The following is a 22,164-nucleotide window of genomic DNA, read 5'->3' as shown; positions in this document are numbered from 1 at the left end:
CCATGGCGCAGACCCAACCCTGTGTTCTGGTCGTCGAGGACGAGGGCGCACAGCGCGAGGTGCTGAAATACAACCTCGAGGCCGAGGGCTTCGACGTGGTGCTGGCCGAGAACGGCGACGAGGCGATGCTGCTGGTGGCCGAGGAACAGCCCGACCTGATCGTGCTGGACTGGATGCTGCCCAATGTCTCGGGCATCGAGGTCTGCCGCCGGGTCAAGGCCGATCCCTCGACGCGCCAGATCCCGATCATCATGCTGTCGGCGCGCTCGGAGGAGGTGGACCGGGTGCGCGGGCTGGAAACCGGCGCCGACGATTACGTGGTCAAGCCCTATTCGGTGGTCGAGCTGATGGCGCGGCTGCGCACCCAGCTGCGCCGCACCCGCCCGGCCTCGATGGGTGAAAGGCTCAGCTTCGGCGACATCATCCTGGACGCGGCCGAGCATCGGGTCTTTCGCGCCGGCCAGCCGCTGCACCTGGGCCCGACCGAGTTCCGCCTGCTGTCCACGCTGATGGAAAAGCCGGGCCGGGTCTGGACGCGCGAGCAATTGCTGGACCGGGTCTGGGGCCGCGATATCTATGTCGACACCCGCACCATCGATGTCCATGTCGGGCGTTTGCGCAAGGCGCTGATGGCCCATGGCGGCGACAACCCGGTGCGCACGGTGCGCGGCACCGGCTATTCGCTGGGCTGAGGCAGAATACGGCACCATGCGCGCCGCCGCCGGCATGCGTGCAGGCGACGGGGACGATGGGCCCGTTCATGGGGTCGGTTTGCCCGGCATCGTCCCGGCCGGCGTGCGCGTGCCGCATATCAAGGATTGCGGTAAACCCCAAGGGCGGGATGCAGAACTGTTGGCGGTGCTTCCCCCGCAGCGTCGTGTTTTCCAGAGTCCGTTCGGGTTGGCCCGGCTTGGCGGGCGTGTCGCCGGCACGGCTTGCTGCCTTTGGCCAGGGGCGCGCTTCAGGCTCCCCCGGTCCGCTGGGGGCTTGGGCCGCCTGGCTTCCTGTCGCACCCGCGGGCGCGAATATCGCGAGCAAGGCGGCCGAATGAGACGCCCGCCTGCGCCGCACTCGCGCACGCGAATATCGCTGCATGATGGTGTTGGCCGGGGAGGCCTCGACATGCACCCGCGCGTGCACGAATATCGCGGGTCGTCTCGCCCCCCCCCGGGCCATGGTCATGGATCGCACCCGCGCGCACGAATACCGTCCTTGAACGCGCATCCCATGGGATTGCACCATGACCTGTCGTATCCGCGGCGCGCGAATACCGCCATGTTTGCTGGGAAAAATGCGTTCGCCATCACATTGCCGTATTCGCGGCCACAGGCAGAGGGGGCCGAGGGGGCGGTCGTCGGACCAGTCAGAACCGGCCTTGCATCGGTCCCGTACTTGCGCCTGCGCCGCGGGCAGGCCGCGGTGCCAGGATTCCAGCGGGTTTGGCGAGTGAAGCCGTCCGTGCCGGCCGCGTTGGGCTATCCGATCCGGCCCTCGCGGGATTGCCAAAGGCCGCGGGCATCTGCCCGCGGCCTTCCCGCGCTCAGTTCTGCGCCAGCAGCTGCGTGATGCGGCGCACGGCGACGCGGCGGTTCTGCCGCTCGGGCCCGTCGGTCGGCACCAGCAGGAACTGCTCGCCATAGCCCTGCACCACCATGTTTTCGGGCGGCACCTGGAAATATTCGGTCAGCGCCAGCGCCACCGATTCCGCCCGGCGATCCGACAGGGCCAGGTTCGCGGCGTCCGAGCCGACCGCATCGGTATAGCCCTCGATCATGTAGATCTCGCGCGGGTTCCGGTCGATGCTGTCGCGGATCACCTTGCCCAGGGTCGCCAGTTGCTGCGCCTGATCCGGGGTGATGGCCGAGGATCCGGTGTCGAAGGTGATCTCGGGCACGTTCACCGGCGCGACCAGCGCGCGCACCTCGGGGATATTGCGGATCTGGCCCAGGCTGAAGCGGCGATCCACCGCCGCCTCGCGGCTGAGCGCCTCGCGCAGCGCGGCCTCGTCCAGCCGCTCGCGGTTGATGCGCACCGGCGGCGGCGCGGGCAGGGTCGAGATCTGCACCGGCTGCGCCTGGGTATCGTCGATCAGCCGGGTCTCCGTGCCATCGGCGCGCAGCAGGGTGCGGCGCAGGATGTTCATGTTCGCGTCGCGGATGGTGACCACCCGGCTGCCGTCGGCGCGCAGCACCGTGGTGCGGGTCGAGCCGTCGTCGAAGGTTTCCGTCTGCACGTTCGATCCCGGACGGTAAAGCAGGGCGTTGTCGTCCTTGATCACCTGCTGGCTGCCGTCGGGCAGGGTGACGACCACCCGGTCGCCGGTGTTCAGCGCCACCTGGCGGTCGTTGGACAGCATCTTGCCGACCGCCATGCCGGCCGCCCCGGCCAGCAGCAGCTTGGCGATGTCCTTGACGGTGTCGTCGTCATCGTCGCGGCGGGCCTCCTGGGCTTGCGGATCACCGGCCGGCTGCTGCTGTTGCTGCTGCATGCCCTGCATGACCGAGGTGGCGAATTCCTCGGCCGAGCTGCGGGCGTTTTCCTCGGTGATCTGCACCTCGTTCAACTGGCCCTGCGCCGGCTCGGCATCGCCGGCGGCCAGGGCGGCTGCTGCCGCGGGGGCCGTTTCCTCGGCGGCGCGCTGCGCGACGGCGTTGGGCTGGGCCTGGGCTTCGGGCGCCTGCACCTCGGCGGCCTGTTCTGCCGGGGCTTGTTCGGATTGGGCTTGCTCCGGCGCGGTCTGTTCGGGCTGGCCGTCGGCCTGTTCCTGCAAGCGGCGCTCCAGCTCTTGTGCATCGGGGCGCGGTTCTTCGCCCGCGGCCTGCTCGTCGGGCAAGGCCTGGTCCGAAGGCTGTTCCGAGGGCCCGCCCGATTCGGACCCGCTTTGTTGCGCCTGTTCTTGCAGGCGGCGCTCCAGTTCCTGCGCGTCGGGGGTCTGAGACGGCTGGGCCTCGTCCGCGCGGGCCGGATCGACCTGCGGTTGCGCGGCACCATGCGTCTCTGTCTGCGGCTCGGCCTCTTGGGCGGATTGCGGCTTTTCGGGCGTGGCCTCGGCTTCCAGGGCCTCCTTCAGCGCCTCGGCGTCCGGGACCGCCGCCGGCTGCCCGGCCTGGCCGGTATCCTGCGGCGTGGCTGCATCCTGCTGCGGTTTCTGCGCCGGGGCCGGATCGGCCGGGCTCACGGCTGCGGGCGTGTCCGGCTTGGGCGCGGGGGCAGGCGTGGGCTGGTCCTGCGCAGCGGCCTCGCCTTGCGGGGGGGCGGGCTCGTCCTGGGTTTGCGGTTCTGCAGCGGGTTCCGCGGCGGTTTCCTGCGCGGGGGATTCGCTTGCCGAACTGGCGCCCTGCACCTGCGGATCGCCGGGGCTCGGGGCCTCGGCCTGCGGTTGGGCCTGCGGCTGTTCGGCCGGCGCCGGAACCGGCTCTGCCGCGGGTTCGGGCGCGGATTGCGGCTCTTGCGCCTGCCCCGCCTCGGCCTCCTGCTGCTGGTCCGGAGGCAGGATGACCTGCTCGTCGGCGCCTTGGGTCTGCTGGTCCTGTGCCACCGCCAGCTGCGGGGCGATCAGGGACAGGCAGGTCACCATCGCGGTCGTGGTCTTGTAGATGCGGCGCATGTCGGTCCTCTTTTCCGATGGTCGCTTGATCCCGGATCAACCGGCGGCGATCGGTGCGGTTCCCCAACAAGCGCGTGACTGCCCCGTGATCGGAGCGGCGAGGGCCTCAGCCGCCGCTCAGCGCCAGCCGGCCGCCTGCCATGCGCTGCACCCGGCCCGACAGTTCCAGCGCCAGGATCGCGGGGGCGAGGATGGCGGCCGGGACTCCCAGGTCGCGGATCAGCATGTTTTCCTCGGTCGGGCTGGGGCTCAGCCGCGCCAGTATCCGCCGCTCCAGGTCCACCGGCCCGCCGGCGTCGCGCGGCCGGCCCGTGACGACCTGGCGCGGGATGCCATGACCCAGTTCCGCAAGCCGGCGGGTGACGGCGGCGGGTTGCGTGACCCGCCCGGCCGACGGGGCGACAGGGACGGGGGCAGGGGTTGCTGCCGCGGGTTGCTCTGCCGCCGCCGGCTGGGCGACCCTGGGGCCGTTCGATTGCAGCGCCGCCAACACATCGGCCGAATTGCGCACCAGAAGCGCACCGTCGCGGATCAGCGCATTGCAGCCGGCGGCCCGCGCATCCATCGGATGCCCCGGCACCGCCATCACCTCGCGCCCCTGGTCCAGCGCGCAGCGCGCGGTGATCAGGCTGCCCGAGCGATGCGCCGCCTCGATCACCACCACGGCGCGCGACAGGCCCGAGATGATGCGGTTGCGGGCGGGGAAATGCCGGGCCACCGGTTCGGTACCGGGCGGCTGTTCGGTCATCAGCAGGCCGGTTTCGCAGATCGCCTCGGCCAGGGCCGCGTTTTCGCCGGGATAGATCATGTCGATGCCGCCGGCCATGACGGCGATGGTGCCGCCGTGCAGCGCGGCTTCATGCGCGACGGTGTCGATGCCGCGCGCCAGTCCCGCGATCACCGCCGCGCCCGATTGCGACAGGCCTGCGGCCATGCCGCGCGCCATGCGCAGGCCAAGGGAAGAGGCGTTGCGCGCCCCGATCACCGCCACCGGCACGCGGTCCAGCACCGCCATGTCGCCGCGCAGCCACAGCACCGGCGGCGCCTCGGCCACCTCGCGCAGCAGGGCGGGATAATCCCGGTCGCCCCAGGTCACGAGCCGGGCGCCGGCGCGCCGGCCGGCCGCGATCTCGGCCTCGGCGACCGAAAGGGGGCAAGGGGTGTAATCCTGGATCCCCGCGGCCTGCGCCATGGCGGGCAGGGCGGCCAGCGCCGCCTGGGCGCTGCCATGTTCGCCCAGCAGCCGGTGAAAGGTCGCCGGCCCCACCTTGCGGGAACGGATGAGGCGCAAGGCGGCAAGCCCCTCCCCTTTTGGGCGGGGTCCGTGGTGGGGGTCCAAGGAAAGCTGCCTTGCCATCATGTTCCATGCCTCTGCCTGATCCGCAGGCCGAAACATCGCATGGCAAAGGTTAAGAATGGGTTAGCCGGCGAAGAATTTCTTCAACCCATTGGAATCAAGGCGATTCAGGCGGCCGATCCGCCGATGGTCAGCCCGCCGATGCGCAGCGTGGGCAGGCCGACGCCGACCGGAACCCATTGTCCCTGCTTGCCGCAATTGCCGATTCCCGGATCCAGCGACAGGTCGTTGCCGATGGCGCGGATCTGCTGCAACGCGGTCGCGCCGTCGCCGATCAGCGTCGCGCCGCGGATCGGATCGCCCACCTGGCCGTTTTTGACCCGATAGGCCTCGGTGCAGGAGAACACGAACTTGCCGTTGGTGATGTCCACCTGCCCGCCGCCGAAGCCGACCGCATAGATCCCGTCCTCCAGTCCGGCCAGGATCGAGGCCGGATCCTCGGACCCCGCCAGCATGAAGGTGTTGGTCATGCGCGGCATGGGGGCATGGGCGTGGCTCTGCCGGCGCCCGTTGCCGGTGGCGGCGACCCCCATCAGCCGGGCATTCTGCCGGTCCTGCATGTAGCCGACCAGGATCCCGTCCTCGATCAGCACGTTGCGGCCGGGGGGCGTGCCCTCGTCATCGACCGAGATCGAGCCGCGCCGGTCGGGAATAGTGCCGTCGTCGACCACGGTCACGCCGGGCGCGGCGACGCGCCTGCCCATCAGCCCGGCAAAGGCGGAATGCCCCTTGCGGTTGAAATCGCCCTCGAGCCCGTGGCCCACCGCCTCGTGCAGCAGGATGCCGGGCCAGCCGGGGCCCAGCACCACATCCATCACACCCGCGGGCGCGGGCACCGAGCGCAGGTTGACCAGCGCGATGCGCAGCGCCTCGCGCACCAGCCCCTGCCAATGCTCGGGCGCGACCAGGCCGGAAAGGCCGATGCGCCCGCCGCCGCCCGCGGTCCCGGTTTCGCGCCGCGCGTTCGATTCGACGATGACCGAGACGTTCAGCCGCGCCATGGGGCGGATGTCGGTGGCCAGCCCGCCCTCGGGGCGCAGGATCGCCACCTCCTGCACCGAAGTCGCGATGCTGGCCGAGACCTGGACCACCCGCGGATCCAGGTCGCGGGCGAATGCGTCGATTTGCCGCAGTAATGCGACGCGGGCGGCAAAGGGCACCTCTTCGGCCGGGTCGATGGCGGCATAAAGCGGCCGGATTTCGCCTTGCGGTGGCAGGGCCAGCGTGCCGCCGCCGGCGCCGACGGCCAGGCGCACGGTTTCGGCCGCCTTCTTCAGCGCGGCCTCGTCGATCTCGGTCGAATGGGCGTAACCCGTCACCTCGCCACGCACCGCGCGCAAGCCAAAACCCTGTTCGGCGTCATAACTGGCGGTGCGCAGCCTTCCGTCGTCGAAGACCAGCGCCTCGGACCGGGCGCGTTCCAGAAAAAGCTCGCCGTCATCCGCCCCCGCCAGGGCGTCGCGCAGGATACGCAGCGCGCGGTCCTGATCGAGATGCGTCCGAAAGGGCGAAAAGGCAACGTCTGTCATGGAACCGGTCCTTGTCATGCGGACCGGCCTAGGGCTTTTTTGGCAAGAAGTCGATAGGTATGGCTTGCCCGTCGGGGTAAGATATGGTTCTGGTGCAGGACCGAATGCTGGTGGCTCCGGGACAGGGGCCTGCCGGTGGCATAATAGGCAACGGGATGGGATGATGGCAATTGCGACCAAGCGCCGCGGGGTGGCGGCGGTGATGAGCCTGGGAGTTGCGACACTGGCGGCCGTGCCGGCCCTGGCGCAGGACGTGCTGGGCGATCTGCCGGTGATCGGCAAGCCGGTGAATGGCGGGATGAACTTCCAGCCGGCGTCGAGCCCGCTGGCGCAGGATCAGCAATGGCTGGATCATTTCGTACTCTACATCATCACGGCCGTGACGATCTTCGTCTGCCTGCTGCTGCTGATCTGCATCGTGCGCTTCAACCGCCGGGCGAATCCGGTGCCGGCGCGCTTTACCCACAACACCCCGATCGAGGTGATCTGGACCCTGGTCCCGGTGCTGATCCTGGTCGCCATCGGCGCCTTCTCGCTGCCGATCCTGTTCCGCAGCCAGGAGATGCCGAACGATCCCGACCTGGTCATCAAGGCCATCGGCCACCAGTGGTACTGGTCCTATGAATATCCCAACGACGGCGTCGCCTTCGATGCGCTGATGCTGGAGAAGGAAGCCCTGGCCGATGCCGGTTATTCCGAGGACGAATACCTGCTGGCCACTGACAATGCCGTCGTGGTTCCGGTCGGCAAGAAGGTTCTGGTGCAGGTGACGGCGACCGACGTGATCCACGCCTGGACCGTGCCCGCCTTTGCCGTCAAGCAGGACGCCGTGCCGGGCCGCATCGCGCAGCTATGGTTCTCGGTCGACCAGGAAGGCGTCTATTTCGGCCAGTGCTCCGAGCTTTGCGGCATTAACCACGCCTATATGCCCATCGTGGTCAAGGCGGTCAGCCAGGAGAAATACGACGCCTGGCTTGCCGGCGCGCAAGAGGAATTCGCCGCCGACGCCTCGGACTACCTGCCCGCCAGCCCCGTCAAGCTGGCCTCGGCAGAGTAAGGCCGGGCCGTGGCCGATATCAACGCATACGAGGGGCCCGCCGAGGCGGGCTTCGGCGATTATGTGGCGCTGCTGAAGCCGCGCGTCATGTCGCTAGTGGTGTTCACGGCCTTCGTCGGGCTGTGGATCGCCCCGCAGCCGGTCAACCCTTTCGTTGCCTTCTGCGCGGTGCTGTTCATCGCGCTGGGGGGCGGGGCCTCGGGTGCCCTCAACATGTGGTATGACGCCGACATCGACGCGGTGATGCGCCGCACCGCGGGCCGTCCCGTGCCCTCGGGCCGCGTCTCCTCGGGCGAGGCGCTGGCGGTCGGCATCGCGCTCTCGGGCCTGTCGGTGATGATGCTGGGGCTGGCGGCGAACTGGTTCGCGGCCGGGTTCCTGGCCTTCACCATCTTCTTCTATGCCGTGGTCTACACGATCTGGCTGAAACGCTCGACGCCGCAGAACATCGTCATCGGCGGTGCCGCGGGGGCCTTTCCGCCGATGATCGGCTGGGCCTGCGCCACCGGCGGCATCGGCCTCGAGTCGCTCTTGATGTTCGCGCTGATCTTCTTCTGGACGCCGCCGCATTTCTGGGCCTTGGCGCTGTTCATGAAGGACGACTATTCCAAGGCCGGCGTGCCCATGCTGACCGTGACTCATGGCCGCAAGGTAACGCGCTGCCATATCTTCGCCTATACGCTGGTACTGGCGCCCTTTGCGATCTGGCTGGGCTTCACCTCGGTCGGCGGGCCGCTCTACCTGGCGGTCTCGGCGGTGCTGAACCTGCTGTTCATCGCCGGCGGCTGGCAGATCCTGCGCCGCAGCGAGGACCAGGCACAGGCCGATGGCTACCGGGTCGAGAAACGCTATTTCCGCCTGTCGCTCTATTACACCTTCCTGCATTTCCTGGCGCTGCTGGTGCAGCATTGGATCGGGGGGTGGTGATGCTGCCCCAGGTCGAACACGAGTTGCACAAGCGCCGCCGCAGCCGCAACATCGGGCTTCTGGTCGTGCTGCTGGGTTTCGTGGCGCTGGTCTTTGGCCTTTCGGTGGTCAAGATCACCCAGGGCGACATGATGCAGGGCTATGACCACCGCCCGCGCGCCTCGATGCTGCCGCCCGATCCCGATCCGCCGGCCCCCAATGCCGCCCCGGTCGCAGCGCCGGGCACGCCGGCGGCCCATCAGGAGGCAAGCCAATGAGCGGGAAACCGAGGTCGAACGGGCGCACCGTGGCCATGCTGGCCGGCGTCGTCGTGGTGATGGGCGCGCTGTCCTGGGCGGCGGTGCCGTTTTATTCCTGGTTTTGCCAGGTGACGGGCTTTGCCGGCACGACCAACGTGGCCGAGTCCGCCTCGGACACCGTGCTGGAGGAAAAGATCCGCGTGCGCTTCGACGCCAATGCCGACAGCAACCTCGGCTGGACCTTCCGCCCCATGCAGCGGGAAATGGAACTGCGGATCGGCGAGAACGCCATTGCCTTCTACGAGGCGATCAACAATACCGACCAGCCGGTCACCGGCACCGCCAGCTATAACGTGGCGCCCGATGCCGCCGGCTATTTCTTCAACAAGATCGAATGCTTCTGCTTTACCGAGCAGACCCTGCAACCGGGTGAGCGGGTCGAGATGCCGGTCAGCTTCTTCGTCGATGCCGACCTGGTCAACGATCGCGACGCGGGCCGGATCCGCGACATCACCCTGTCCTATACCTTCCACCGGACCGATCCTCCCGCGCCCAGACAGGCGGCGCTGGACGCGAAAACGGAACCGACCGTAAACTGAGCAACAAGAACCAGCAACAGCCGGGAACGCAGCCATGGCCCATGTAAAGAACCACGATTATCAGATCCTGCCGCCCTCGATCTGGCCCTTCCTCGGCGCGATCGGCGCCTTCGTGATGCTGACTGGCGCGGTCGCCTGGATGAAGGGAATCACGGTCTTGGGGCTGCCGGTCGAGGGGCCGTGGATGTTCCTGATCGGCCTGGCTGCCGTTCTTTACACCATGTTCGGCTGGTGGGTCGATGTCGTCAACGAGGGCGAGTCGGGCGAGCATACCCCGGTGGTGCGCATCGGCCTGCAATACGGCTTCATCCTGTTCATCATGTCCGAGGTGATGTTCTTCGTCGCCTGGTTCTGGGCCTTCATCAAGAACGCCATGTATCCGATGGGGCCGGACAGCCCGATCAAGGACGGCGTCTGGCCGCCGGAGGGCATCGTCACCTTCGATCCCTGGCACCTGCCGCTGATCAACACGCTGATCCTGCTGCTTTCGGGCGTCGCCGTGACCTGGGCGCACCATGCCTTCGTGCATGACGGCGACCGCAAGACCACGATCAACGGGCTGATCGTCGCGGTGATCCTGGGCATCTGCTTCACCGGGCTGCAGGCCTATGAATACAGCCATGCCGCCTTCGGCCTGGCCGACACGGTCTATGCCGGCACCTTCTTCATGGCCACCGGCTTTCACGGTGCGCATGTCATCATCGGCACGATCTTCCTGTTCGTCTGCCTGATCCGCCTGCTCAAGGGCCAGATGACCCAGCAGCAGCACGTCGGCTTCGAGGCCGCCGCCTGGTACTGGCACTTCGTCGATGTGGTCTGGCTGTTCCTCTTTGTCGTGATCTATATCTGGGGCCGCTGATCCCGACTGACATTTCCACGGCGCGGGGCAGATGTTCCCGCGCCGTTTGCTTTGGAGGCCCGCCCATGCGCCGTTACCTGTTCCCGCTGATCGTCGGCGTGCTGGGCTGCGCCATCCTGATCTCGCTGGGCATCTGGCAACTTCAGCGGCTGGACTGGAAAGAGGGGCTGATCGCGCAGATCCAGCAAAGGATCGAGGGCGCCCCCGTGCCCCTGCCGGCGGCGGTGGACCCGTCGATGAAATACCTGCCGGTGCTGGTCTCGGGCCAGACCACGGGCGAGGAGATCGACGTGCTGTCGGGCACGCGCGAGGCGGGCGGCGGCTATCAGATCGTCTCGGGCTTTCTGACCGATGACGGGCGCCGGATCCTGCTCGACCGCGGCTTCGTCGATCAGGACCACAAGCGCGACCCGCGCCCGCCCACGCGGCTGGAGGTGGCGGGCAACCTGCATTGGCCCGACGAGAAGGGCAGCGCCACGCCCGCGCCCAACCTGGCCGAGAACGTCTGGTTCGCCCGCGACGTGCCGGCCATGGCCGCGCAGCTGGGGACCGAGCCGATCCTGGTGGTCGCGGCCGAGGTCCGCGGCGATGCCCAGGGGGTGCGGCCGATCCCGGTGGCGGTCGAGGGCATTCCGAACAACCACCTGAGCTATGCCGTGCAATGGTTCATGATCGCTGCGGTTTGGGCAGGGATGACAGTGGCGCTGATCTGGCGTATCAGGCAGCGGCAATACTAGGGGGACGCGATGCGTTACGTTTCGACACGGGGCCGGGCTCCGGTCCTGGACTTCGAACAGGCGATGATGACCGGGCTGGCGCGCGACGGCGGGCTGTACCTGCCCGAGGCGATCCCGATGTTCTCGGCCGACGAGATTGCCCGCTTCGAGGGCCTGCCCTATGAAGAGGTCGCGCGCCGCGTCACCAGCCCCTTCGTCGGCGAAAGCTTCAGCGATGCGGAACTGCGCGATGCCATCGCGCGGGCCTATCATGGCTTCGACCATGTCGCCCGCGCGCCCTTGGTCCAGCTTGCGCCGGGCCATCACCTGCTCGAGCTGTTCCACGGCCCCACGCTGGCCTTCAAGGATTTCGCCATGCAGCTGATCGGCCAGCTGTTCCAGCTGGCGCTGGCGCGTTCGGGGCAGCGGGTCACGATCCTGGGCGCGACCTCGGGCGATACCGGCTCGGCCGCGATCGAGGCGTTCCGCGGCCTGTCGAACGTCGATGTGTTCATCATGTATCCGCATGGCCGCGTCAGCGAAGTGCAGCGCCGCCAGATGTCCACGCCCGCCGACGCCAACGTCCATGCGCTGGCGGTGGACGGCACCTTCGACGATTGCCAGGCGCGGCTCAAGGATCTGTTCAACGACCACGGCTTCCGCGATGCGGTCGGGCTTGCCGGCGTCAACTCGATCAACTGGGCGCGGGTGCTGGCGCAGATCGTCTATTACTTTACCGCCGCCGTCAGCCTGGGCGCGCCGCGGCGCGAGGTGGACTTCACCGTGCCGACCGGGAATTTCGGCGATGTCTTCGCCGGTTCCATCGCCAAGGCCATGGGCCTGCCCATCGGCAAGCTGGTCGTCGCCACCAACCAGAACGACATCCTGCACCGGGCGCTGACCAGCGGCGAATACCGCGTCGGCACCGCCCGGCCCTCGATCAGCCCCTCGATGGACATCCAGGTCAGCTCGAATTTCGAGCGCGCGCTGTGGCTGGCCTACGACCACGACGGCAATGCCGTGTCGCGGCTGATGGAAGAGCTGAAATCCGGCGGCTTCGCCATCAGCCAGGGCGCACTTCAGGCGCTGCGCGAGACCTATGTCTCGGGCCGCGCCTCCGAAGAGGAGACGATGGCGATGATCGCCACCATCCGCGAGGAGACGGGCGAGGTGATCTGCCCGCATACCGCCGTTGCGGTGAAGGTGGCGCGCGAGCATCTGCGGCCGGGCGTGCCGATGATCTCGCTTTCCACCGCGCATCCGGCGAAATTCCCCGACGCGGTCGAGGCGGCCGTGGGCATCCGCCCGCCCCTGCCGCCGCATATGGCCGACCTTTTCGACCGCGACGAGCGCATCACCCGGATTGCAAACGACGCCGAGGCCATTAAATCGCTGATCCTTGAACGGAGAACAGCTTGAATCAGATCCGCATCAGCACCCTGCCCAACGGCCTGCGCGTCGTCAGCCGCGACATGCCCGGCCTGCACTCCGCCGCCATCGGCATCTGGGTCAATGCCGGCTGCCGCGACGAGCGCGCCGAGCAGAACGGCATTGCCCATTTCCTGGAACACATGGCCTTCAAGGGCACGGCGCGGCGCAGCGCGCTGGAAATCGTCGAGTCGATCGAGAATGTCGGCGGCTATATCAACGCCTATACCTCGCGCGACGTGACCTCCTATTACGCGCGGGTGCTGGCGGGGGACGTGGAGCTGGCGCTGGACGTGATCTCGGACATCGTGATGAACCCGGTGTTCGACCAGCGCGAGATCGAGGTCGAGCGCGGCGTGATCCTGCAAGAGATCGGCCAGGCGCTGGACACGCCCGACGACGTGATCTTCGACTGGCTGCAAGAGGCGGCCTATCCCGACCAGCCCATGGGCCGCACCATCCTGGGCCCGGCCGAGCGGGTCAGCCGCTTCGACCGCGCCGACCTGTCGGGCTTCATCACCGAGCATTACGGTCCCGAGCGCATGATCGTCGCCGCCGCCGGTGCGGTGGACCATGACCGCATCCTGCGCCAGGTCGAGGCGATCTTCGGCCATCTGCCGGCCCGCAAGCTGACCACGCGCGAGCCCGCCCGCTGGCAGGGCGCCGAGGCGCGCCGCGTCAAGGGGCTGGAGCAGGCGCATTTCGCGCTGGCCTTCGAGGGGCCGGGCTATCAGGCGCCGGATTTCTATGCCGCGCAGATCTGGACCTCGGCGCTGGGGGGCGGCATGTCCTCGCGCCTGTTCCAGAAGCTGCGCGAGGAAAAGGGCCTGTGCTATTCGATCTTCGCGCAGTCCGGTTTCCACGACGATACCGGCATGGTGACGATCTATGCCGGCACCTCGGGCGAGCAGATCGCCGACCTGGCGACGCTGACCGTGGACGAGTTGAAGCGGTCGGCCGAGGACATGACCGAGGCCGAGGTGGCCCGCGCGCGCGCCCAGCTCAAGGCCGGGCTGCTGATGGGGCTGGAAAGCCCGACCGGCCAGGCCGAGCGCATGGCGCGGTCGCTGGCGATCTGGGGCCGGGTGCCGGACCCGGCCGAGGTGGCCGAGCGCATCGACGCCGTGACCGTGGCCGACATCCGCGCCCATGCCGAGCGTCTGATCGCCCATGCCCGCCCGGCACTGGCGCTTTACGGGCCGGTCGCGGGCGCGCCCACGCGCGAGGTGCTGGCCGAAAGGCTCGCCGCCTGATGTTCTCGCGCCGCCGTCCGCCGCGCCTGGAAACCGAGCGGATGGTGCTGCGCCTGCCTGCCCATGCGGATTTCGCCCCATGGGCCGCGCTGCGGGCCGAAAGCCGCGCCTTCCTGACCCCGTGGGAGCCGGTCTGGGCGCCCGACCACCTGACCAAGCGCGGCTTCACCAACCGGGTCTATTGGGCGCAGCGCGCCAGCCGCAACGGCACGGCTCTGCCCCTGTTCCTGATCCGGCGCGACGGGGCGCTCTTGGGGGCGATCACGCTGGACAACATCCGCCGCGGCCCGGCGCAATCGGCGACCATCGGCTACTGGATCGGCCAGCCCTTCGCCCGGCAGGGTTACATGCGCGAGGCCATCGGTGCGCTGGTCCAGCATGCCTTCACCGAGATGGACCTGAGCCGGATCGAGGCCGCCTGCCTGCCGGAAAACACCCCGTCGCGCGGCGTGCTGGAACGTTCCGGCTTCAAATACGAGGGGGTGGCGCAAAGCTACCTGCAGATCAACGGCCGCTGGCGCAACCATGTGCTTTACGCCAACCTGCGCCACGACCGGCGTGGCAAGACCGAGGTGCGCTGATGCTGAACCCTGCCGACGAGACGCTGGCTGCGACGCTGCCCGAGGGCGTGCTGCGCGAGGTCGCGCCCGCCTATCTGGAGGAGCCGCGCGGCCGCTGGCGGGGACAGGCGGGGCTGGTCGCCGCGCCGCGCAATACCGATGAGGTTGCCGCCGTGGTCCGCGCCTGCGCCGAGGCTCGCGTCGCCATCGTGCCGCGCGGCGGTGGCACCGGCCTGGTCTCGGGCCAGGTGATGCCCGAGGGGCCGGCGCCACTGATCCTGTCGCTGGAGCGGATGACCGCGCTGCGCGGCATCTGGCCCGAAGAAAACGTGCTGGTGGCCGAGGCCGGCATGACCCTGCAGGCCGTGCGCGACGCGGCCGAGGCGGCGGGGCGGCTGTTCCCGCTGTCGCTGGCGAGCCAGGGCACCGCGGCCATCGGCGGCTGCCTTGCGACCAATGCCGGCGGCGTCACCGCGCTGCGCTATGGCACGGCGCGGGCGCTTTGCCTGGGGATCGAGGCGGTGCTGCCCGACGGTTCGGTCGTCCACGACCTGAAGCGGCTGCGCAAGGACAATACCGGCTATGACCTGCGCGACCTCTTGATCGGGGCCGAGGGCACGCTGGGCATCGTCACCGCCGCCAGCCTGAAGCTGGTGGTGCCGCCGCCGGGGATCGGCACCGCCATGCTGCAGGTGCCCTCGCCCGAGGCGGCGCTGACGCTCTTGTCGCTGGCCGAGGGGCGCATGGCCGGCGGCGTCACCGCCTTCGAGCTGATCGGCGGGCAGGGGCTGGCCTTCCTGGCCGAGGTGCTGCCCGAGATCCGCCAGCCGCTGCCCGGCGCCGAATGGTCGGTGCTGATCGAGGTCGGCCTGCCCGAGGGGCTGGCCCCCGAGGCGGCGCTGGAGGGGCTGCTGGTCGACGCGATGGAGCGCGGCCTGGTCTCCGACGGGGTGATCGCGCAATCGGGGGCGCATGCGGCCGGTTTCTGGCATCTGCGCGAACATATCCCCGAGGCGAACCGCCGCATCGGCGCCGTCGCGAGCCACGATATCAGCCTGCCGCTGTCGGAAATCGCCGGCTTCATCCGCGAGGCGGGCGCGCGGCTTGCGGGCGAGGGGCTGCGCATCAACTGCTTCGGGCATCTGGGCGACGGCAACCTGCATTACAACCTGTTCCCGGCGCCCGGCCGCAATCGCGCGGATTACGACGACCGGCGCAAGGCGCTGTCGCTTCTGGTGCATCAGATGGTGGTGGATCGCGGCGGCTCCTTCTCGGCCGAACACGGGGTCGGGCGGCTGAAGGTCGGCGACCTGGAACGCTGGGGCGATCCGGCGCGCCTCGAGGCCATGCGGGCGATCAAGGCCACGCTGGACCCGCTGGGCATCATGAATCCGGGCGCGGTGCTTTCAGCAGAGGCGTAAGCCGCGCCCGAAGGTGGTCCAGATAGGCCGAAAGCCGCGGCGGCATGAAGGGCTGCGGCAGATACAGTGCTTGGATGTCCAGCTGCGGCCGCTGGAAATCCGGCAGAAGCCGCTGCAGCCGGCCCTGGGCCACGTCCTGCGCCACGACGAAGCTGGGGATCAGCGCCACGCCCTCGCCCTCCAGCACCAGCTTCCGCACTGCCTGGGCGCTGTTCACGGTAATGCGGCCGGGCAGGGGGATGCTGACCGCCTTGCCCTCGATCAGGAAGATCGCCCGGCCGGGATTCTGCGTATTGCTGTCGCGGATATTCGCATGCTCGCGCAGATCCTCGGGGCGGGCGGGGCGCGGATGCCGGTCCAGATAGGCGGGGCTTGCCACCGCCCAGGCCTCGGCCTGGCCGATGCGGCGGGCGATCAGGCTGGAATCGGCAAGCTGGCCGATGCGCAGCGCCAGGTCGAAGCCCTCGGCCGCCAGGTCGACATAGCGGTCTGTCAGGTTCAGGTCGATCTCGATCCCCGGATGGCCGGCGGTGAAGTCGCGGGTCAGGGTGGTGGCGAACATCTCGCCGAAGGCCACCGGGGCGCTGATGCGCAGCCGCCCGGTCAGGACGCCGTCCTCGGCATGGGCCTGCGCGTCCAGTTCCTCGACCGCCGCCAGCACCCGGCGGGCCGCCGCCAGATAACGCTCGCCCGCGGGGGTCAGCGACAGGGCGCGGGTGGTGCGGTTCAGAAGCGTGACGCCCTGCTGCCCCTCCAGCGCCGCGACATATTTGCTGACCAGCTTGTTCGAGATCCCCAGCCGCTCGCCCGCCCGGGTGAACGAGCCGGCATCGACCACGGCGACAAAGGCGCGGATGCCGTCGATCCTGTCCATTCCATCCCCGCATCGGCGACAATATTTCCATGAATATGGCAATTTTCGCGACAATCGCCAAGGTCTATCTGTCGGGCAACGGATACGCGAACAGTTGCAAGGAAACACATCATGACCGACCTTAGCCAAAGCGCCCCGGCCCTGGCCGAGCGCAATGCCGACATCGCCGCTTTTGTCCTGCGGGTCTCGACCGGGATCTGGTTCCTGGTCCATGGGCTGATCAAGCTGCTGGTCTTCACCCCCTCGGGCACAGCCGGCTATTTCCAGTCCATCGGCCTGCCGGGCATCCTGGGCCCGCTGACCATGCTGGCCGAGATCCTGGGCGGGCTGGCGCTGATCGCCGGCATCTTCACCCGGCAGGTCGCGCTGGCGCTGGCCGCCGTGCTGCTGGGTGCGGCCTGGTTCGGCCATGGCGGTGCGGGCTTCACCTTCAGCAATCCGGGCGGCGGCTGGGAATATCCGCTGCTCTGGGCCGTGACCATGGTGGCGCTGGCGCTGCTGGGCGACGGGGCCTGGTCGCTGGGCCGGCGTCGCTGAGCCCTCGCCGCTGAGCCCTCGCCGCTGAGCCCTCGCCGCTGAGCCCTCGCCGCTGAGCCCGGCGCGAAACGATCTTGCCCAGGCTGGCCTTCGGGCCGGCCTTTCCTTGCGTGCATGGCTGGGTTGATTTGTCAGTCCTGCGCGATGGCTCTAATCATCGCCCGAGTTTCAGGGAGGCTGCCATGACCGAGGATCACCTTCACCGCATCCGCCACAAGCCCCTGCGCGAGCGCGTGGTCAGCGCCGAAGAGGCCGCGAGCCTGATCCGCGACGGCATGGTGCTGGGCATGTCGGGATTTACCCGCGCCGGCGAGGCCAAGGCGGTGCCGCTGGCGCTGGCCGAACGCGCCAAGGCCCAGCCGCTGAAGGTGACGCTGATGACCGGGGCGTCGCTCGGCAACGACCTCGACAAGACTCTGGCCGAGGCCAAGGTGCTGTCGCGCCGCATCCCCTTCATGTCCGACCCGGCGTTGCGCCGCGCGATCAACGCCGGCGAGGTGATGTATATCGACCAGCATCTTTCCGAGACGGTCGAGCAACTGCGCACCGGCCAGCTGCCGCCGGTGGACATCGCCATCGTCGAGGCGGTGGCGATCACCGAGACCGGCGGCATCGTCCCCACCACCTCGGTCGGCAATTCGGCAAGCTTCGCGCTGCTGGCCGAGAAGGTGATCGTCGAGATCAACCTGAGCCAGCCCGAGGCGCTGGAGGGGCTGCACGACATCTATATCCCCACCTATCGCCCCACCCGGACGCCGATCCCGGTGGTGACGCCGGAAAGCCGGGTCGGCTTTCCCTTCATCCCGGTGCCGCCCGAGCGCATCGCGGCCATCGTGGTCTCGACCAAGCTCGACTCGTCCTCGACCATCGAGGCGCCGGATGCCGAGACCCGGGCCATCGCCGGCCACCTGACCGAATTCCTGAAGAACGAGGTGGCGCATTCCCGGCTGCCGGGCCACCTGCACCCGCTGCAGGCCGGCATCGGCACCATCGCCAATGCGGTGCTGCACGGTTTCATCGACAGCCCGTTCCACGACCTGACCATGTATTCGGAAGTCCTGCAGGATTCGACCTTCGACCTGATGGATGCCGGCAAGATGGTCTTTGCCTCGGGTTCCTCGATCACGCTGTCGGCGCCGAAATACCGCGACGTGATGGCGCGGTTCCACGAGTTCAAGCCCCGGCTGGTGCTGCGCCCGCAGGAGATTTCCAACCACCCCGAGGTGGTGCGGCGGCTGGGGCTGATCTGCATCAACACGGCGCTGGAATTCGACCTTTACGGCAACGTGAACTCGACCCATGTCATGGGCACGCAGATGATGAACGGCATCGGCGGCTCGGGCGATTTCGCACGCAACGCCTATCTGTCGGTTTTCGTGACGAAATCCATGGCCAAGGATGGGCGGATCTCCTCGGTGGTGCCGATGGTCAGCCATGTCGACCATACCGAGCATGACGTGGACATCCTGGTCACCGAGCAGGGGCTGGCCGATCTGCGTGGCCTTGCGCCGCGCGAGCGGGCGCGGGTGGTCCTGCAAAACTGCGTGGCCCCGGAATGGCGGGATGCGCTGGCGGATTACCACGACCGGGCGCTGGCGCGGGGCGGCCATACGCCGCATCTGATCGAGGAGGCGCTCAGCTGGCACGACCGGCTGCGCCGCACCGGCAGCATGCGGCCGGAATGAGCAAACGCCCCGCTTGACCGGCGGGGCGTTTCCTTGTGGCGCGGGGGATGGGGGCTCTGCCCCCGTCGCGTGCCGCGACTCCCCCGGGGTATTTAGGAAACAGAGAAGGTCACCAGGCAGGGATGACGGCACCCTGGTATTTCTCCTCGATGAACTGCTTCACCGCCGGGTCGTGATAGGCTTCGACCAGTTGCCTGGCCCATGGGGCGTCCTCGTCGCCCTGGCGCACCACGATGATGTTGGCATAGGGGCTGTCGGGTTTTTCCATGGCGATGGCGTCTTCGTTCGGGTTGAGGCCGGCATCCAGCGCGTAGTTGGTGTTGATCACGGCGATGTCGGTATCGGCCAGTGCGCGCGGCAGCTGCGCGGCGTCGAGTTCCAGGAACTTGAGGCTTTTCGGGTTGCCGGTCACGTCGAGCGGCGAGGGGGTGAGGCCGGTGTCCTCGGCCAGCGTGACGATGCCCTTGTCCTGCAAAAGCAGCAGGGCGCGGCCGCCATTGGTCGGGTCGTTCGGGATCGCGACCTTGGCGCCTTCGGGCAGCTCGTCCAGCGATTTCAGCTTTTGCGAATAGACGCCCATCGGCGTGGTGATGGTCTTGGCGATGCTGACCAGCGCGAAGCCGCGATCCTTGATCTGGTTGTCCAGATAGGGCTGGTGCTGGAAGCTGTTGGCCTGCAGGTCGCCATCGGCCAGCGCCTGGTTCGGCACCACGTAATCGGTGAATTCGACGATGTCGATGGTCAGGCCCTTGTCCTTGGCGACCTTGGCGACTTCCTCCATGATCTCGCCATGTTCGCCCGGCGAGACGCCGACCTTGATCTCCTCGGCCGCGGCCATGCCGGCGGCGAGGGCGAATGCCGAGGTCAGGGCGGCGAGGCTGAATTTGCGCATGGGATGTCCTTTCCGGTTATCGGCCCCGGTTGCGGGGCGCGCGCTTGTCGAAACGGGCGGCGATCCATTCGCCGGCCGATTGCACCAGTTGCACCAGCACGATCAGGATCACCACCACCGCCAGCATCACCTCGGGCATGAAGCGCTGGTAGCCGTAGCGGATGCCGAGATCGCCCAGGCCCTCGCCGCCGACCGCGCCGACCATGGCCGAATAGCCGATCAGGCTGACCACGGCGAGCGTCAGGCCCAGGATGATGCCGGGCATGGCCTCGGGGATCAGCACCTTGCGCACGATCTGGCCGGGCGTGGCGCCCATGGCGCGGGCGGCCTCGATCAGCCCGGCATCGACCTCGCGGATGGCGGTCTCGATCAGGCGGGCGATGAAGGGCGCGGCCGCGATGGTCAGTGGCACGATGGCGGCGGTGGTGCCGATCGAGGTGCCGGCGATCAGCCGCGTGAAGGGGATGATCGCCACCACCAGGATGATGAAGGGCGTCGAGCGCGCCGCGTTCACGATCAGCCCCAGCACGGTGTTCAGCCAAGGCGCCGAGAGCAGCTCGCCCCGGCGCGAGGTGGCCAGGAACACGCCCAGCGGCCCGCCGATCAGCGTGCCGAGCAGCGTGGACAGGGCGACCATGTAGAGCGTCTGCAGCGTCGCCTGCCAGAGGATCGGGATCAGGTTAGCCGACATAGCCAAGCACCTCGGTCAGAAGCCCGTGTTCTTCCAGGAAGCGGCGCGATTCCTCCAGCCGCTGGGCGGGCAGGGCGACGATCAGGCTGCCGAAGGGCCTGGTGCCGATCTCCTCGATGGCGCCGGCCAGGATGTTGACGCTGACCCCGCGTTCCGAGGTCAGCCGCGCCAGCATCGGGTCGGTCGCATGGCTGCCGATGAAGGTGATCTGCACCACCGCTTCGGCCTCGGGGCCCTGCGGCGCGTCCCGCATCTGGCCGGCGACGAATTGCGGCACCGCGACGCCGGTCACGCCGGTCAGGAACGAGCGCGTGGTGGGATGGGCGGGTTTCGAGAAGACCGCGTAGGTCTCGCCCGCCTCGACGATGCGGCCGCCCTCGATCACCGCGACATGGCTGCAGATGTCGCGCACCACCGCCATCTCATGGGTGATGAGCAGGATGGTCAGGCCAAGCTCGCGGTTGATGCGCTGCAGAAGCTCCAGCACCTGCCGGGTGGTGTCGGGGTCGAGGGCCGAGGTCGCCTCGTCCGACAGCAGCACGCGCGGCCCGGTGGCCAAGGCCCGGGCGATGCCGACCCGCTGCTTCTGCCCGCCGGAAAGCTCGGCCGGGTAGCGGCCGGCCTGGGCGGTCAGGCCGACGCGCTCGATCAGCTCCGTGACGCGGGGGGCGATCTTCGCGCGGTCCTCTCCGGCGATCTCCAGCGGCAGGGCGATGTTCTCGGCCACGGTGCGGCTGGCCAGCAAGTTGAAATGCTGGAAGATCATGCCGACCTCGCGCCGGATGCGGCGCAGGCTCGCGTCCGAGGCGGCGCCCACGTCGCGCTCGTTCACGATCACCTTGCCGGCGCTGGGGCGTTCCAGCCCGTTCACCATGCGCAACAGCGTCGATTTGCCGGCGCCGGACCGGCCGATGATGCCGGTGATCGCGCCCTGCGGCACGTCCAGCCAGATGTCGTGCAGCGCCACCACGTCGCCGCCGCCCTTTTGCGGATAGCGGCGCGTCACGCCCTGGAATGAGATTGCCGGCTCTGTCATCGCCCCTGCCTTGAATGTCAGGCGAGACCTATGCCCGCCGGGCCGGGCTTGGCAAGGGGCAGGCGCCCGGCAAAAGGGCAACGCCATTCCAAACCGGAGGGTTCGGATGGAATGGCGTTCCTTTCGCCGGCGTTACGCTGCGGAAAGCGCGGCGATGATCGGGCCGAAATCCTCGGCCTTGAGGCTGGCGCCGCCGACCAGCGCGCCGTTCACATGCGGAATGGCAAAGATCTCGGCCGCATTGCCGGGCTTGACCGAGCCGCCATAGAGCAGCGCCATGTCGGCACCGTCGGCGAAGCGCGCCGAGAGGCGCTCGCGCATCAGGGCATGGACCTCGGCGATCTGGTCGGAAGTGGGCGTGCGGCCGGTGCCGATGGCCCAGACCGGTTCATAGGCGATCACCGTGTTGGCGGCCGTGGCACCATCGGGAACCGAGCCGGCAAGCTGGGCCGAGATCACGTCGAGCGTCTGGCCGGCGTCGCGCTGCGCCTCGGTCTCGCCGACGCAGATCACCGCGACGAGGCCCGCCTCATGCGCGGCGACGGATTTGGCGGCGACCTGGGCGTCGGTCTCGGCATGGTCGGTGCGACGCTCGGAATGGCCAAGGATCACATGGCTCGCGCCCGCGTCCCTGAGCTGCGCGGCGGCGATGTCGCCGGTATGGGCACCCGCGGTCTTGGCGTGGCAGTCTTGGCCGCCGAGGGCGATCTTGCCCTGCGCGCTGGCGGCCATGGCATGGAGCAGGGTGGCAGGCGGGCAGATCAGCACGTCGCAGCCCGGCGCCGGGTGATCGGCGAGCAGCCGGCCGATCTCGGCCAGTGAGGCCAGGGTTCCGTTCATCTTCCAGTTGCCGGCGGCAAGTTTGCGCGGGGCCATCTGCCTCTCTCCCTTTTCATG

Annotated in this window: 21 protein-coding genes; 13 read left to right on the top strand and 8 right to left on the bottom strand. The window is 68.6% G+C overall.

Translation table 11 applies throughout. From position 1 onward, the window contains the following. The first annotated feature begins 2 nt into the window (after positions 1–2). A complete protein-coding gene (gene phoB / locus ACDP63_RS03315; RefSeq protein ID WP_024843357.1) occupies positions 3–692 on the top strand; it encodes a phosphate regulon transcriptional regulator PhoB in 690 nt (229 codons plus the stop codon). Positions 693–1,540: 848 nt separating this feature from the next. On the opposite strand, the gene ACDP63_RS03310 is transcribed toward phoB, so the two are convergent. The 3 genes from ACDP63_RS03310 to tldD form a co-directional block, all read right to left on the bottom strand. Continuing rightward, positions 1,541–3,607, bottom strand: coding sequence for an OmpA family protein (locus ACDP63_RS03310; RefSeq protein ID WP_024843356.1), 2,067 nt, complete (start codon positions 3,605–3,607; stop codon positions 1,541–1,543). Positions 3,608–3,713: 106 nt separating this feature from the next. Beyond that, the gene (gene dprA / locus ACDP63_RS03305; RefSeq protein ID WP_374326787.1) at positions 3,714–4,967 is read right to left on the bottom strand and encodes a DNA-processing protein DprA; all 1,254 of its coding nucleotides are present in this window, start codon (positions 4,965–4,967) and stop codon (positions 3,714–3,716) included. 104 nt (positions 4,968–5,071) lie between these two features. After that, on the bottom strand, positions 5,072–6,493 hold the full coding sequence (gene tldD, locus ACDP63_RS03300; RefSeq protein WP_024843354.1) for a metalloprotease TldD: 1,422 nt from the start codon (positions 6,491–6,493) through the stop codon (positions 5,072–5,074). Positions 6,494–6,653: 160 nt separating this feature from the next. On the opposite strand from tldD, the gene coxB reads away from it, so the two are divergent. The 10 genes from coxB to ACDP63_RS03250 all read left to right on the top strand — a co-directional run bounded on the left by coxB (position 6,654) and on the right by ACDP63_RS03250 (position 15,552). Beyond that, positions 6,654–7,550 carry a cytochrome c oxidase subunit II gene (gene coxB / locus ACDP63_RS03295; RefSeq protein WP_024843353.1) on the top strand — a complete coding sequence of 299 codons (897 nt, stop codon included), beginning with the start codon at positions 6,654–6,656 and terminating at the stop codon, positions 7,548–7,550. A 9-nt stretch (positions 7,551–7,559) separates the two neighbouring features. After that, positions 7,560–8,477, top strand: coding sequence for a heme o synthase (gene cyoE / locus ACDP63_RS03290; protein WP_024843352.1), 918 nt, complete (start codon positions 7,560–7,562; stop codon positions 8,475–8,477). Next, positions 8,477–8,734, top strand: coding sequence for a hypothetical protein (locus ACDP63_RS03285; RefSeq protein ID WP_024843351.1), 258 nt, complete (start codon positions 8,477–8,479; stop codon positions 8,732–8,734). Before cyoE ends, ACDP63_RS03285 begins: the two co-directional genes overlap by 1 nt. Continuing rightward, complete coding sequence (locus ACDP63_RS03280) at positions 8,731–9,315, top strand: cytochrome c oxidase assembly protein (protein ID WP_024843350.1); 585 nt, start codon at positions 8,731–8,733, stop codon at positions 9,313–9,315. Before ACDP63_RS03285 ends, ACDP63_RS03280 begins: the two co-directional genes overlap by 4 nt. Positions 9,316–9,349: 34 nt before the next feature. Next, positions 9,350–10,174, top strand: a complete 825-nt coding sequence (locus ACDP63_RS03275) for a cytochrome c oxidase subunit 3 (protein ID WP_024843349.1) — start codon at positions 9,350–9,352, stop codon at positions 10,172–10,174. Positions 10,175–10,239: 65 nt separating this feature from the next. Then, positions 10,240–10,911, top strand: coding sequence for an SURF1 family protein (locus tag ACDP63_RS03270; RefSeq protein WP_024843348.1), 672 nt, complete (start codon positions 10,240–10,242; stop codon positions 10,909–10,911). Positions 10,912–10,920: 9 nt separating this feature from the next. Then, the gene (gene thrC, locus ACDP63_RS03265; RefSeq protein WP_024843347.1) at positions 10,921–12,309 is read left to right on the top strand and encodes a threonine synthase; all 1,389 of its coding nucleotides are present in this window, start codon (positions 10,921–10,923) and stop codon (positions 12,307–12,309) included. After that, the gene (locus ACDP63_RS03260) at positions 12,306–13,571 is read left to right on the top strand and encodes a M16 family metallopeptidase (RefSeq protein ID WP_024843346.1); all 1,266 of its coding nucleotides are present in this window, start codon (positions 12,306–12,308) and stop codon (positions 13,569–13,571) included. The genes thrC and ACDP63_RS03260 overlap by 4 nt, the downstream gene beginning before the upstream one ends. Next, positions 13,571–14,152 carry a GNAT family N-acetyltransferase gene (locus ACDP63_RS03255; protein ID WP_024843345.1) on the top strand — a complete coding sequence of 194 codons (582 nt, stop codon included), beginning with the start codon at positions 13,571–13,573 and terminating at the stop codon, positions 14,150–14,152. The genes ACDP63_RS03260 and ACDP63_RS03255 overlap by 1 nt, the downstream gene beginning before the upstream one ends. Next, a complete protein-coding gene (locus ACDP63_RS03250; RefSeq protein WP_024843344.1) occupies positions 14,152–15,552 on the top strand; it encodes an FAD-binding oxidoreductase in 1,401 nt (466 codons plus the stop codon). The genes ACDP63_RS03255 and ACDP63_RS03250 overlap by 1 nt, the downstream gene beginning before the upstream one ends. Here the strand turns inward: ACDP63_RS03250 and ACDP63_RS03245 are convergent. Continuing rightward, positions 15,515–16,426, bottom strand: a complete 912-nt coding sequence (locus ACDP63_RS03245) for a LysR family transcriptional regulator (RefSeq protein ID WP_024843343.1) — start codon at positions 16,424–16,426, stop codon at positions 15,515–15,517. The two genes, ACDP63_RS03250 and ACDP63_RS03245, sit on opposite strands and share 38 nt — an antisense overlap. A gap of 111 nt (positions 16,427–16,537) precedes the next feature. Between ACDP63_RS03245 and ACDP63_RS03240 the strand changes: the two genes are divergently transcribed. Together ACDP63_RS03240 and ACDP63_RS03235 are read left to right on the top strand one after the other, a co-directional pair. After that, a complete protein-coding gene (locus tag ACDP63_RS03240; RefSeq protein ID WP_024843342.1) occupies positions 16,538–16,963 on the top strand; it encodes a DoxX family protein in 426 nt (141 codons plus the stop codon). Between the two features lie 182 nt (positions 16,964–17,145). After that, positions 17,146–18,648: an acetyl-CoA hydrolase/transferase family protein gene (locus tag ACDP63_RS03235; protein WP_024843341.1), complete on the top strand. Its 1,503-nt coding sequence runs from the start codon at positions 17,146–17,148 to the stop codon at positions 18,646–18,648. A 109-nt stretch (positions 18,649–18,757) separates the two neighbouring features. Here ACDP63_RS03235 and ACDP63_RS03230 read toward each other — a convergent pair whose 3' ends face one another. From ACDP63_RS03230 to tpiA, 4 genes are all read right to left on the bottom strand, one after another. Further along, positions 18,758–19,540 (bottom strand): MetQ/NlpA family ABC transporter substrate-binding protein, encoded by a 783-nt coding sequence (locus ACDP63_RS03230; RefSeq protein WP_024843340.1) that lies wholly within the window; start codon positions 19,538–19,540, stop codon positions 18,758–18,760. Between the two features lie 16 nt (positions 19,541–19,556). Beyond that, a complete protein-coding gene (locus ACDP63_RS03225; protein WP_024843339.1) occupies positions 19,557–20,231 on the bottom strand; it encodes a methionine ABC transporter permease in 675 nt (224 codons plus the stop codon). Further along, entirely contained in the window at positions 20,221–21,267 is a 1,047-nt protein-coding gene (locus ACDP63_RS03220; protein ID WP_024843338.1) for a methionine ABC transporter ATP-binding protein, read from the bottom strand. Before ACDP63_RS03220 ends, ACDP63_RS03225 begins: the two co-directional genes overlap by 11 nt. 132 nt (positions 21,268–21,399) lie before the next feature. Continuing rightward, positions 21,400–22,143 carry a triose-phosphate isomerase gene (gene tpiA, locus ACDP63_RS03215; protein ID WP_024843337.1) on the bottom strand — a complete coding sequence of 248 codons (744 nt, stop codon included), beginning with the start codon at positions 22,141–22,143 and terminating at the stop codon, positions 21,400–21,402. Positions 22,144–22,164 lie beyond the last annotated feature (21 nt).

Origin of the sequence: Paracoccus sp. P2, assembly GCF_046335115.1 — a bacterium.
GTDB lineage: Bacteria > Pseudomonadota > Alphaproteobacteria > Rhodobacterales > Rhodobacteraceae > Paracoccus > Paracoccus pantotrophus.
The sequence above is the reverse complement of the archived record's forward strand: the minus strand, read 5'-3'. Positions and strand labels throughout refer to the sequence as shown.